The sequence below is a fragment of the Microbispora hainanensis genome (assembly GCF_036186745.1).
Taxonomy (GTDB): Bacteria; Actinomycetota; Actinomycetes; order Streptosporangiales; family Streptosporangiaceae; genus Microbispora.
On record NZ_CP108086.1, the window covers coordinates 1,683,945 to 1,696,497 of the forward strand.

Genomic DNA, 12,553 nt, shown 5'->3' on the forward strand with positions numbered 1-12,553 from the left:
TCAATCAATCACTTGAAGAGGATGGGGCGCATGATCTTCACAGAGCGCGAAATCGAATACCTCTCCAGTCAGCGGATCGGGCGCCTGGCCACGCTCCAGCCGAACGGGACGCTCCAGGTGAGCCCTGTCGGATTCCGCTACAACCCCGAGCTCCAGACGATCGACATCGCCGGGCACAACATGGCGGCCAGTCGCAAGTTCCGCAACGTGCTGGCCAACGGCAAGGTGGCGTTCGTCGTGGACGACATCCCGTCCGTCGATCCCTGGCAGGTGCGCTGCCTGGAGATACGCGGGCGCGGCGAGGCGCTCACCGAGGCCGCCGACTCGAACGCCCCGCTGCCCGGCCCGATCATCCGCGTCCGTCCACGGCGGATCATCAGCTTCGGCATCGACCCCGGCAACCCCGCCGCCGGCAAGCGCGACTTCCCGGAAGCGTGAACGGCGCGCAGGCGGTGCGCGTCCGGGAGGCGTGCACGGCCCGGAGGCCGTGAGTGGTCCGGGGAGGCGTGAACGACGCTGATGCCTGAACCGCGCGGAGGCGGTGAACGGCGCTTAGGCGTGAGCGGCGCGGGGGCGTGAGCGGCGCGGGGGCGTGAGCGGCGCGGGGGCGTGAGCGGCGCGGGGGCGTGAGCGGCGCGGGGGCGTGAGCGGCCTTTTACTCGGATCGGCCGGTGGCACGGCAGCGGCGGTGGACCTCGTCCACCCGTTCAGTGAGGCCCTTGCGGTCGAGGTGTTCCAGCAGCGGCACCGCGACCCTGCGGCTGGTGCCGAGCACGCTCCTGGCCTGGCTGACCGTGAACGGCTGCGGCAGCCGGGCCAGCAGCGCCGCCGCGCCCGCGTCCGCGCCCGGCGCGAGCACGATGCCCTCGGCCACGCGCAGCAGCGCCCCGGCGCGTACGGCGGCGGCGAGCTCGCGTGGTCCGAGTCCCAGCTCCGCCAGCCGCCCGGCGTCCGGCGCCTGGAACGGAGCCGTGGCCAGGTCGTCCAGCAGGGCCCGCACCGCCCGGGCCACGGGGGCGGGCAGCCCGGCCGTCCCGGTCACGACGCGGCCCGCCGTGGTGATCCGCCCGTCGGCCACCGTCAGCGGCGGGCGTACGAGCGCCGTCACGAGCCGCCGGTCGGGCAGGCCCAGCTCGTGGCGGGCGGCCTCCACCGGCATCCCCGGCTCCAGAGGATGATCGGCGGCGTACCGCCGTACGACCTCGGGGAGACGAGCCGACAGCTCCGCCCAGTGATCGGGGTCGGCGTGCCAGCCGGCGGCCACCGGCCGTCCCGTGGGCGGGCAGCCCATCGCGAGCAGCTCGCCGTCGCGCAGCAGCAGGTGCGTACGCAGGAGCGACGCGGCGTCCGCCGACGCGTCCGCCAGCGCCTTCGCCCGTTCCCTGGCCGCGCCCCGGCGGCGCAGCTCCGGAGGGCGTACGTCGAGCACGGTCGCCCGCGCGAGCACCCGCAGCTCGCCCTGTCCCCGGCCCGGGTCGCGCAGCAGCAGCGCGTCGCCCACGTGCAGGGGAAGCGGCCGGGCCAGGCGTAGCCGGGCCGCCACACTTTCGGCACTTTCGGCACTTTCGGCCTCCGCGCCGAGCGGGCGCACCTCGCACGGCACCGCCGCCGAGCCGATGTGGGCGGTGAGCCGCGCGGGAAGCGGCCCGCGTGCGCCTTCCGCCATCGTCACGCGTACGTCGGCCAGGCTCGTCGCCGTCCAGGCGCCGGGCGTGACGAGGGCGTGGCCGCGTTGCGGCGCGATCCGCCCGCGCAGGTTGAGCGCCACCCGCGCGACCCCGGTGACCGACTCGACGTGCTCCTTGAGCGACTCCAGGGCGCGTACCCGCACCGGCTCGCCGTCCAGCTCCAGTTCGTCGCCCGTCGCGACGCGGCCGGCGGGCAGCGTGCCGGTCACGACGGTGCCGCTGCCGCGCACGCTGAACGCCCGGTCGATCCACAGCCGTACGGGGGCCTGCGGATCGGGCGCGGGCAGCGCCGCCACCAGCCGGTCGAGGGCCGCCCGCAGCCCGTCGAGGCCCTCACCGGTGCGCCCGCTCACCGCCAATGCCTCCACCTCGCCCAGCCCGGCCTCCGCCAGCCGGGCGCGCGCGTCCTCCAGGGCGGGCGCGGGGTCGGCGAGGTCCGCGCGGGTGACGGCGAGCAGGCCATGCCGTACGCCGAGGGTGCGCAGCGCGACCAGATGCTCCTGCGACTGGGGCATCCACCCCTCGTCGGCGGCGACGACGAACATCACGGCGGGCACCGGGCCGACACCGGCGAGCATCGTGCCGAGGAAGCGTTCGTGCCCGGGGACGTCGACGAACGCCACCCGTTCCCCCGAGGGCAGCGTCGTCCAGGCGTAGCCCAGCTCGATCGTGAGCCCACGGCGCCGCTCCTCCGCCAGCCGGTCGGGCTCCATCCCGGTCAGCGCCCGCACCAGCGTCGACTTGCCGTGGTCGACGTGCCCGGCCGTGGCCACGACATGCGTTCCCGGGGCCATCAGGAGGCCGCCCTGAGGACGGCCGCGAGGACCTCGCCGTCCAGGTCCGGCGGCACGGCGCGCAGGTCGAGCAGCAGGCGTCCCCCCTCGACCCGGCCGACGACCGGCGGCTCGCCGCGCCGCAGCGGTCCAGCCAGCCGTTCCGGCAGGCTCACCGCCGTGCTCGGCAGGCGCACTCCGGGGGCTCCGCCCCCGCCCACGGTCGCCTCCGTGGTCACGGCCGCCGCGTCCACACCCGCCTGGCACAGCGCCTTGGCCAGCGCCTCGGCCCGCTCCCCGAGGATGATCGGATCGGCGTGGAGAGCCTGCCGTACGGGCGGCTCCGGGCCCCGCAGCGTCGCCTCCAGGGCGGCCAGCGTCAGCTTGTCCACGCGCAGCGCACGGGCGAGCGGGTGCCGCCTGAGCCGTTCGACCAGGTCGCTGCGGCCGAGCAGCAAACCGGCCTGCGGACCGCCGAGCAGCTTGTCGCCGCTCGCGGTGACGAGGTCGGCGCCGACCCGCAGCACGCTCGCGGCGTCGGGCTCCTCCGGCAGGAGCGGATCACGGTCGAGCAGCCCCGAACCGATGTCGACGACCACCGGCACGCCCAGCCCGGTCAGCTCGGCCACCTCGACCGAGCCGGTGAAGCCCTCGACCCGGAAGTTCGACGGGTGGACCTTGAGCACGAACCCCGTCTGCGGCCCGATCGCGTCCCGATAGTCGGCCAGGGCGGTGCGGTTGGTCGTGCCCACTTCGCGTAGCCGCGCGCCGGTGGACACGAGCAGGTCGGGGATGCGGAATCCGTCGCCGATCTCGACCAGCTCGCCCCTGCTGATCACGATCTCCCGTCCGGCGGCGAGCGCGGTGGCGGCCAGCACGAGGGCGGCGGCGTTGTTGTTGACCACGTGGACGCCCTCGGCGTCGGGCACGGCCCGGGCGAGCGCCTCGATCGCGCCGCGTCCCCGGCGGGCACGCGCTCCCGACTCCAGGTCGAACTCCACGTCGGTCGCCCCAGCCGCCACCGTCACCGCCTCGACGGCGGCCGGCGACAGCGGCGCGCGGCCCAGGTTCGTGTGGAGCAGCACGCCGGTCATGTTGACGACGGGCCGCAGGCTCGTGGCGTGGCGCGGCAGCGCCGCCAGCGCGACGTCGGCGACGTCCTCCGGTTCGATCTCGCCCTGCCGCACCCGCTGCTGCGCGTGCACGACCGCGTCCTTGACCGCCGTACGGCCGAGCCGCTCGACGGCGGCGACCAGCCGCGGATCGGCCAGCACGGCGTCGGTGCGCGGCACCCGCCTCCGTGGATCCACACTTCAAACTACAGCGGCGGTGCCCGGCCGCCCGATGAGCCAGGCCGGGCACGCCGGTTCTTCACCAGCGGCTTGGCGCCGCCGAGGCACAGCCCATAAGCCGGGCCGGGCACGACGGTTCTTCATCAGCGTCTCCTCGGCCACCAGGACACGCTGTATGCCGACTCCCGCAGCCTCGACACCTTCGCCCGGCAGCACTACCGCGCGTGCCACATCGAGGGGGACGTCGCTCGTCTTCGGCCGCGCGACCGCCGTCTTCGAGCGGTGCGAGCTGAGCCCGGGCGCAGCGATGCCCGTGCCCGAGAACCGGCGGAACTCACACCGCGACAGGCCGCCGGGCGCACCCTCGGGAGCTACCTAGGCGACTGGCGCTCCGGCCCTGCTCTGCTCCCCCGTCCCTCGGGCAGGTGACACCCTTCTCCCTGCCATGGCGGTAACGGCGGAGTGCTCGTCCGCGAGTTCCTTGTGACCGCCTCGGGAGGGAAGCCCCATGGACGTGCGGGACCACGCCGCTGCCGGACCGCACCGGAAGCCGGCGATTCGAGCCGGTACGGCGAACGGGCGCGGCGTGCTCGAAGGGGCGTTCCACCTGCTCGACGTGCTGGCGGCGGCCGAGGAGGGAGCCGGTCTGTCCGAGCTCGCCCGCGACGCCGGCATGCCGAAGGCGACCACCTATCGCCTGCTGCGGCAGCTCGCCGACCTCGGCGCGGTGCACCAGCACGGGCAGCGCTACTTCGTGGGGCGGCGGCTCGCCCTCCTGGGCGACGCCTGGCAGCCCGACCCGCGGCTGCGGGCCGCCGCCCGCGAACCCGTACGCCTGCTGTCGGCGCTGACCACGACCGTCGTGTTCCTCACCGCGCTGGAAGGAGACCGGGTCAAGGTGATCACGGTGGCGCGGGGAGAGATCAAGGAGGTGCCGCCGATCCTGCCGGGCTCCGAGCTTGCCGAGGCGACCGCCGCGGGCCGGGTGTTGCTGACGCAGAGACCGGACGGCGACGCCGCGCCGCCGGGGTTCACGCTCACCGAATGGCGGCGGGCCCAGGCGGCCCTCCGCCGGTCGGGTTCGGTCGCCGTAGATCACCATGAGGTGATGCCCGGGGTCTGCTGCGTGGCCGCACCGGTCCGGCGCCCGGAAGGCGAGATCGTCGCGTCCATCAGCGCGCTGGCGGTGCGACCGGCGGTGCCGGCCGGGCTCACCGAACTCGTACTGCGCGCGTCGCGGGAGATCACCCGCAACCTCGGCCGCACCTGACGGTCCACGGCCCGCTGCCCCAGGTCGTCCCGCCGGCACCACATCGAGGCCGTACGTGCGCCGCCTCGTGTGGACTCGCGTCACGGCCCGCCGGGGCGGCTGGTCGTAGCGGCTAGGACTCCTCGGCGAACAGGTCGGCAGCCGAGGTCGCCGTGGCGGCACGCCGCACCCATTCGTCAAGCAGGCCCACATCCGTACAGGCACTGATGAACGCGCGGTCGGAATCCGAGACGGCAATGCCACGCGCCTCCAGAACGGTCAGCACCGCCCTCGCCTCACCCTCTGCCCGGCCCCTTCTCCGGCCTTCCTCGCGGCCCTCTTCACGGCCTTCCGCACGGCCGACTTCGAGACCCTTCCCGTAGTGCTGACGAGCGAAGGGACTGTAGACCGGCCAAGTGGTGGTTTCCATGACTCTCTCCATGACGTATCTGGCGGCCTTCGTAGCGAGTCGGTATGCGTATTCATAGTATTGCGGAGCGTGTTCATCGGGTAGGTGTCGCAGCGCGGCCACGAACGCCTCTATCACCGGCGGATGTTCGCCGTGAGCCATCACCGACAACGCGGCCAGTTCCGGGTGGGCCGCCGCTTCCGCGGGATCGGTGACAGCCGGGATCTGATCCGGGCCGATCACCTGACAGGCCAGCGTGTAGCCGGGCAGGCTGGTACGGATCGGGGCGGACGCCCACTTGGCCGTACGGGCCTTCGGGCAGATCATCAGGACGGTGATCGGGCAGGCCAACTGCAGCCACAGTGCGGCGGCATATCGAGGCAGCGCGTGCAACTTGTCCGGCTCCTCCTTCTGCTGGATCTCCACGACGATCGCGTGAAGGGGAGAGTGCCGGGGGCCGACCGTGATCACGACGTCAGGGCGCAGATCGATGGACGGGCGGTCGTTCAGGTCGTTGCTCGCGACCTGGACCGGGAGCCCGTCAGGCACATCGACGCCGAGGTGGTCGCGCAGCATCTCGACGGCGAACTGCGGCCTGTGCCGGAACAGCAGGTTGAGCGTGTCATGCAGGGGGGACGGCATGACACGGAATGTCATCAACAAATTACTATGAGTAGTCGCCGCCTTGGCTCGGCTGCCGCAGGGCCGAGGCCAGGCCACAGGCTTGGCAGAGGAAGGCGAACGGTGAGCGGAGGTGGACGGGAATCGAACCCGCCAGGCCGAGGACCTCGGCCTCGTCGGTTTTGAAGACCGCGGGGGCCACCAGGCGCCCACACACCTCCAGGAAGAAACCTAACCGGTACGGGGTAGGGACCCTGGGCGACGCCCCGCGGCAGGCGGCGTGACGGACGGACGACGCGAGGACGGGTGCGACATGACCGAGACGGCGGACCGGGCCGGGATCCGGCTGACCCAGCAGGCACACGGAGGCGGCTGCGCCTGCAAGATTCCCCCGGGTGAGCTGGAGAGCATCGTGGCCGGGCTCGTGGCCCCCGACCCCTCGGCGTACGCGAACGAACTGGTCATCGGGCTGGACGACGGCGACGACGCGGCCGTGGTCAGGATCGAGGGCGGCCGGGCGGTCGTCGCCACCGCCGACTTCTTCACGCCCGTCGTGGACGACCCGTACGACTGGGGGCGCATCGCGGCGACCAACGCGCTGTCCGACGTGTACGCGGTGGGCGGCGAGCCGGTCGTGGCGGTGAACCTGCTGGGCTGGCCCAGGGAGAGGCTGGCCATGGACCTCGCCAGGGAGGTGCTGCGCGGGGGCCTGGACGTGGCGCGGGCGGCGGGCTGCCACGTCGCGGGCGGGCACAGCATTGACGACCCCGAGCCCAAGTACGGCATGGCGGTCACCGGCCTGGCCGACCCCGACCGGCTGCTGCGCATCGACGCGGGACGGGCGGGGACGCCGATCTCCCTCACCAAACCGCTCGGCGTGGGCGTGCTCAACACGCGGCACAAGGCGACCGGAGAGGTGTTCCCGCAGGCGGTCGAGGTCATGACGACGCTCAACCGGGACGCCTCGCGGGCGGCGCTGGAGGCGGGGGCGAGGTGCGCGACCGACGTGACCGGATTCGGTCTGCTCGGCCATCTCTACAAGCTGGCCAGGGCGAGCGGCGTCACGGCGGTGGTCGACGTGGCGGCCGTGCCCTACCTGGAGGGTGCACGGCAGGCGGTGCACGACGGCTACGTCAGCGGCGGCACCCGCCGCAATCTGGAGTGGGTCCGCGCCCATCTCGATCCTGGCCGCTTCGGGGAGGAGGACCTGCTCCTGCTGGCCGACGCCCAGACCTCGGGCGGCCTGCTGGTCGCCGGCGAGATCCCCGGCGCGCCGGTCGTCGGCGTACTCGTCCCGGCCGGGGACGCCGCGATCCGGCTCGCCTGACATCCCTGGCCCGCCCGGAACGGCGGTGAAGTGGTAGACCCGGTGACATGCGACCTGAGCCCGGCGAGGTGCTGCATTTTTCCGAGGACCCCGAGATCACCCGATTCGTCCCGCACGTGGCCGCCACCGCACGGCAGCCGGAGGCGTACGTCTGGGCGGTGACGGCCGAGCGCTGCCCCGACTACTGGTTCCCCCGCCAGTGTCCGCGGGCCATGGCCTGGACGACCCCGGCGACCACCGGCGACGACCGCGACCGGATCATCGGGCCGGGCTGCGGCGAGCGGGTCCACGCCATCGAGTACGGCTGGCTGGAGGCGTTCCTGAGCGTCCGCCTGTACGCCTACCGCTTCCCGGCGGAGAAGTTCGTCCCGTTCGGGGAGCCGGTGCCGAGCGCGGTGGTCGCCACCGAGCCCGTCACACCCCTCGGGCCGCCCGAACCCGTCGGCGACCTGCTGCGGCTGCACGAGGAGGCCGGCATCCAGCTCAGGGTGCTGGACAACCTCTGGCCGTTCTGGGACGCGGTGACCACCAGTTCCCTGGGCTGGAGCGGCATCCGCCTCCGCAACGCCCGCCCCCACCCGGCTTAGCCGAGCGCGTCAGGCGTTGTTCAGGTAGGTGAGGACGGCGAGCACGCGGCGGTTGTTGTTGCCGTCGTCGGTGATGCCGAGCTTGCCGAAGATCGACGTCGTGTGCTTGCTGATGGCGCTCTCGCTGAGGAAGAGCCGCTGGCCGATGGCCTGGTTCGACAGCCCCTCCGCCATGAGGCCGAGCACGTCGTGTTCGCGTTCGGTGAGCCGTTCGAGCCGCCGGTTGGACGTCCCGCTGGACAGCAGCTTGGCGATGACGGCCGGGTCCATGGCGGTCCCGCCGCCTGCCACCCGCTCCAGGGCGTCCACGAACTGATCGGCGTCGAACACGCTCTCCTTGAGGAAATAGCCGATGCCGCCCGTGCCGTCGGCGAGGAGTTCACGGGCGTAGAGCTGTTCGACGTGCTGGGAAAGGATCAGGATCGGCAGCCCCGGCACCTGGCGACGGGCTTCGAGAGCCGCCCGCAGGCCCTCGTCCGACTGGGTCGGCGGCATGCGGACGTCGACGACCGCGACGTCCGGCCGCTGGGTCAGCAGCATGTCGAGCGTCTCGGGCCCGGTGGTCGCCGTCGCCACCACCTGGTGTCCGTACGCCTCCAGGAGGCGGACCATCCCGTCGCGCAGGAGGTAGAGGTCTTCGGCTACAACGATTCGCATGGCACGACCATTCTGACGTGGGTCGGACCGCCCGCCGGGCTGGTGATCTCCAGGGTGCCGTCGAAGGTCGCGAGGCGGCGGCGGAGCCCGTCGAGCCCGCCCCCCGCCCGCGCCCCGGCACCGCCCCTGCCGTCGTCCGCCACGTCGACGACGATGCCCTCGTCGGTGCGGGCGATGGAGATCCCGGCGTGGGTCGCGCGGGCGTGCTTGGCCGCGTTGGTGAGCAGTTCGGCGACGCCGAAATAGAGGGCGGACTCGATCGGCGGGTCCAGGCGCAGGCCGAGATCGACGCTGACGGTGGTTTCGAGAGGGCTGTCCAGGGCGAGAGCGCGTACGGCATCGACCAGCCCGCGCTCGGTCAGCAGCGGCGGGCTGATGCCCCTGACCAGGTCGCGGAGCTCGGCCAGGGACGCGGTGGCCCCCGCTCGCGCCTCCCGCAGCAGCGCCTTGGCCCGGTCGGGGTCGGTCTCCATCAGCTTCTCCACGGTCGCCAGGGACATCCCGAGCGCGACCATGCGCGCCTGCGCTCCATCGTGCAGGTCGCGCTCGATGCGCCGGATCTCGGCGGCCTGCGCGACCGTCGTGTCCGCGCGCTGGGCCGTCAGCTCGTCCACCCGGTCGGCCAGCGCCATCGCCGGCGACGGCCGCAGGAACCGGACGGCCACCGGGCGGACCGGCCGCCAGGCGTACGGCGCGGCGCAGGCCGCCACGACCACGCCGAGCACCCCGATGAGGCGCATGGAGGGCGCCGGGTGAGCGAACCCGACGACCGCCACCACGACTCCGGCCGGTGGGACGGCCGCGACCAGCCCCATGGTGAACGGGGCGATCAGTGCGAAGCGCAGGTCACGCCAGGTGGCGGGATCGCTCCGCCAGAGCCGCATCCGCTGGTCCCGGCGCGCGTCCCGGCTGGTGCGCTCGTAGGAGAATCCGTTCCACCAATATCCGGTCGACATGCGCACCACCGGCCCGGCCTGCCGATATCCGGGCGGAATGACGGTGCCCGTCCACTTCGCCACGAGGGAACGGGTCATCCGGCAGACCGGGCGCGCCAGGGCGAGCGTGCCGACGGACGCCCACAGGACCGGCGCTATCGCCGGCCACGGGTTGCCGCCCCACCACCACATCCACAGCCCTGCGGCGGCGGCCCACACGGCCGGGACCAGCATGCTCACGACCAGCACGACGCACGATCGCACGAATCCCACGGCGGCGCTCGCCGCCCACGACAGCGGCTGTCGCATCCTTGTTCCTTCGTGCTCCATGACCCCGGTCCCCGATGTGTCCCGAAATGCGCCGATCCGGCGTGGTGTCTCCACTGTGCACCGCGCTGAGCCTGGTCACCATCGGCTCGGCCCGGGAGTGGGTCTGGCCCCACCCCTCCGTACGTCCAGACGCATACCGCGCCGCCCATGCCCTCCCTAGCGTCGAGATCACGACAACAAGGAGGAAAAAGACATGACCACCATCGACAACACCCACGCCCACAAGGCCTTCGACCTGGCGAGGAAGTGCGTCACGCTCTCCGGCGTGATCTGCGCCGTCACACTCGCGACGGTCGTCGTGATGTCGATCGCCGATCACCCGGGCACCCCGTTCATGTGGGCCAGGGCCGCCATCTTGCTCGCCATCGCCCCGATGCTCCACCGGATGATCGCGCGTGCTTCGCAGGGCTCGCGGCGCAGCTTCGAGCGTATGCGCGTCATCACCGTCACGATGCCGATCGCGATCATCGGCGTCGACCTGATCCCCGGCATCTGCCCGATGTGGTACGCCGTGCTGCAGGCCGTGAGCGTCCTGCCCCTGGTCGCGGTCGCGTTCATCCTCAACGGCTCCGGCCCCCGCGCCGCCTTCCCCAAGACCCGCTGACCGGCCCGGCCGTCCGTGCCTCCTACACGCGGGCCCGCACGGCGGGGTCACCCGGCGGGTACGCGACAGGCCGTCCGGACAACGGGAAGACCGCACGTAGCCTCGCGCCCGGGCTGTGCGGAACCACCTGGAGGGTCCCCCCGTGAGCCCGCGCGATATCCCTGGCGATCGGCAGCCCCAGCCCTGAGCCTCCCGTGTCCCGGGTGCGGGCGTGGTCCAGGCGGGTGAATCGGTCGAAGACGGTGGTGTGGTGTTCCGGAGGGATGCCGGGGCCGTCGTCCACGACGTCGAGGACCGCGTGGTCGCCCGACGACGTGAGGGTGACGTGGACCGACGTGGAGGCGTGGCGGACCGCGTTGTCGACGAGGTTCGCCACAAGACGGCGGAGTTGATCGGCGGAGCCGTCGAGGAGCAGGTCAGGGGTGAGGTCAAGGTGCACGTGGACGTCCGGACGAGGGCGTTTGCGGACGGCCTCCTCGGCGACCACCTGGGCCAGGTCGAGTTCCTCGGCCCGCGACAGGGGTTCGCCCGCGTCGAGCCGGGCCAGCAGGAGGAGGTCGGCGGCAAGGGACTGGAGGCGTGCGACATCGTCCAGTGCCGCGGTCGCCAGCGCCTTTTCGGCGGGCCGGGCCAGCTCCAGCCGGGTTCGCAGGATCGCCAGTGGGCTGCGCAGTTCGTGTGCGGCGTCGGCGACGAACTGCCGCTGCGCGTCGACGGAGGTCTGCAGCCGGTCGAGGGTCGCGTTGACGGTGCGGGCCAGTGCCGCGATCTCGTCCCGGGTGTCCGGCTCCGGCACGCGTTCGTGCAGGCCGTTCGCGGTGATGTCGGCGACCTTCGACCTGATCGCCGAGACCGGGCGGAGCACTCGGCCGACCGCCATCCAGGTGAACAGCGCGACCACCGCGAGGAGCGCCGGCACCCCCCAGATCAGCAGGTTCCTGAGCGTGGTCATCGCCGCCAGGGCGGGTGCCCTGGAGGCTCTTCCGGTGACGGTGACCGGGCCTTCCTCGGTCTCGAACGTCCGTCTGACCACGAGCACGGCCTCGTCGGGCGGGCCGTCGTCTTCGCCGGTGGCGGCCGAGCCCGGCATCGGTCCCTTCTCTCCCGGCGGCACCACTCCTTTTCCGAGCGGTGGCGCCGTTCCCTTTTCGAACGGTGGCACCGTTCCCTTTTCGTCCACCACGCCACCCGGCCCCGACTCCGCCTTCAGTATTTGCATCTGTTTCTTGGCGTCGTTCGCCGCCAGCTCCTTGGTGGAGGCCGTCAGGCTCGAGTCCAGCGCGGTGAAAAGCGCGATCGAGGCCAGGCAGAGCGCCGCCGCCACCGCCGCGGTGGCCGTCAGCGTCGTGCTCAGACGCACTCCCATGTCAGCCCTCCAGCCGGTAGCCCACGCCCCGCACGGTCTTCAGCGTCGTCCGTCCGAACGGTTTGTCGATCTTGCGGCGCAGCGCGCTGATGTAGACCTCGACGACGTTCGAATCGCCGTCGTACGCGAAGTCCCATGCCTGGGCGAGCAGCTCGGCCTTGGTCATGACCTCGCCCGCGTGCCGCGCCAGGCAGTGCAGGATCGCGAACTCCTTGGGCGTCAACGCGATCTGCACGTCCCCGCGACTGCACTTCAGCCCCGCCGGATCGACCCGGAGGTCCCCGACGGTCAGCGTCGTCGGCCGCTCCCGCACCTTGCGCCGGGCCAGTGCTCTCAGCCGCGCCAGCAATACGACGTACGAAAACGGCTTGGTCAGATAATCGTCCGCGCCGATGTCCAGCGCCTCCGCCTCGTCGTACTCCCCGTCCTTCGCGGTCAGCATGAGGATCGGCGTCCAGTTTCCGGCCTCCCGCAGCTTCGCGCAGACTCCGTAGCCGTGCAGCAGCGGCAGCATCACATCCAGCACGATCACGTCGTACGAATGCTCGGTCGCCATCCACAGGCCCTCGCGCCCGTCGTGAGCGAGATCGACCGCGAAGCCCTCTTTGGTCAGGCCGTCTTTGAGCAGCTCGGTCAGCCTGCGTTCGTCTTCCACCAGAAGTAGGCGCACCTCAACAGGGTGAAGGTGCGCACCTAAGAGAAACATGAAGATCGT

The 12,553-nt window shown here is 72.3% G+C and carries 12 protein-coding genes and 1 tRNA gene; 5 read left to right on the forward strand and 8 right to left on the reverse strand.

Annotated elements, in window-relative coordinates; translation table 11 throughout:
- The first annotated feature begins 30 nt into the window (after positions 1–30).
- Positions 31–438, forward strand: a complete 408-nt coding sequence (locus OHB01_RS07670) for a PPOX class F420-dependent oxidoreductase (RefSeq protein WP_142649384.1) — start codon at positions 31–33, stop codon at positions 436–438.
- Between the two features lie 217 nt (positions 439–655).
- On the opposite strand, the gene selB is transcribed toward OHB01_RS07670, so the two are convergent.
- Positions 656–2,482, reverse strand: a complete 1,827-nt coding sequence (gene selB, locus OHB01_RS07675) for a selenocysteine-specific translation elongation factor (protein ID WP_147943059.1) — start codon at positions 2,480–2,482, stop codon at positions 656–658.
- Positions 2,482–3,771, reverse strand: coding sequence for an L-seryl-tRNA(Sec) selenium transferase (selA, locus tag OHB01_RS07680; RefSeq protein WP_142649386.1), 1,290 nt, complete (start codon positions 3,769–3,771; stop codon positions 2,482–2,484). Before selA ends, selB begins: the two co-directional genes overlap by 1 nt.
- Positions 3,772–4,261: 490 nt before the next feature.
- Between selA and OHB01_RS07685 the strand changes: the two genes are divergently transcribed.
- Positions 4,262–5,023 (forward strand): IclR family transcriptional regulator, encoded by a 762-nt coding sequence (locus OHB01_RS07685; protein ID WP_142649387.1) that lies wholly within the window; start codon positions 4,262–4,264, stop codon positions 5,021–5,023.
- Between the two features lie 112 nt (positions 5,024–5,135).
- Here the strand turns inward: OHB01_RS07685 and OHB01_RS07690 are convergent, their stop codons facing one another.
- Complete coding sequence (locus tag OHB01_RS07690; protein ID WP_328855147.1) at positions 5,136–6,053, reverse strand: hypothetical protein; 918 nt, start codon at positions 6,051–6,053, stop codon at positions 5,136–5,138.
- Between the two features lie 106 nt (positions 6,054–6,159).
- A tRNA-Sec gene (locus OHB01_RS07695) sits at positions 6,160–6,253 on the reverse strand.
- 92 nt (positions 6,254–6,345) lie between these two features.
- Here OHB01_RS07695 and selD point away from each other — a divergent pair.
- Both selD and OHB01_RS07705 read left to right on the forward strand, forming a co-directional pair.
- Positions 6,346–7,359 carry a selenide, water dikinase SelD gene (gene selD, locus OHB01_RS07700; RefSeq protein WP_328855148.1) on the forward strand — a complete coding sequence of 338 codons (1,014 nt, stop codon included), beginning with the start codon at positions 6,346–6,348 and terminating at the stop codon, positions 7,357–7,359.
- Positions 7,360–7,406: 47 nt separating this feature from the next.
- Entirely contained in the window at positions 7,407–7,946 is a 540-nt protein-coding gene (locus tag OHB01_RS07705) for a DUF6886 family protein (protein WP_142649389.1), read from the forward strand.
- A 9-nt stretch (positions 7,947–7,955) separates the two neighbouring features.
- On the opposite strand, the gene OHB01_RS07710 is transcribed toward OHB01_RS07705, so the two are convergent.
- Together OHB01_RS07710 and OHB01_RS07715 are read right to left on the reverse strand one after the other, a co-directional pair.
- The gene (locus OHB01_RS07710) at positions 7,956–8,603 is read right to left on the reverse strand and encodes a response regulator transcription factor (protein WP_142649390.1); all 648 of its coding nucleotides are present in this window, start codon (positions 8,601–8,603) and stop codon (positions 7,956–7,958) included.
- Positions 8,588–9,847: a sensor histidine kinase gene (locus tag OHB01_RS07715; RefSeq protein ID WP_142649391.1), complete on the reverse strand. Its 1,260-nt coding sequence runs from the start codon at positions 9,845–9,847 to the stop codon at positions 8,588–8,590. Before OHB01_RS07715 ends, OHB01_RS07710 begins: the two co-directional genes overlap by 16 nt.
- Positions 9,848–10,061: 214 nt before the next feature.
- On the opposite strand from OHB01_RS07715, the gene OHB01_RS07720 reads away from it, so the two are divergent.
- A complete protein-coding gene (locus OHB01_RS07720; protein WP_142649392.1) occupies positions 10,062–10,472 on the forward strand; it encodes a hypothetical protein in 411 nt (136 codons plus the stop codon).
- A gap of 22 nt (positions 10,473–10,494) precedes the next feature.
- On the opposite strand, the gene OHB01_RS07725 is transcribed toward OHB01_RS07720, so the two are convergent.
- Together OHB01_RS07725 and OHB01_RS07730 are read right to left on the reverse strand one after the other, a co-directional pair.
- Positions 10,495–11,838, reverse strand: a complete 1,344-nt coding sequence (locus tag OHB01_RS07725) for a sensor histidine kinase (RefSeq protein ID WP_147943057.1) — start codon at positions 11,836–11,838, stop codon at positions 10,495–10,497.
- Position 11,839: 1 nt separating this feature from the next.
- Positions 11,840–12,508 carry a response regulator transcription factor gene (locus OHB01_RS07730; protein WP_328855149.1) on the reverse strand — a complete coding sequence of 223 codons (669 nt, stop codon included), beginning with the start codon at positions 12,506–12,508 and terminating at the stop codon, positions 11,840–11,842.
- Between the last annotated feature and the right edge of the window lie 45 nt (positions 12,509–12,553).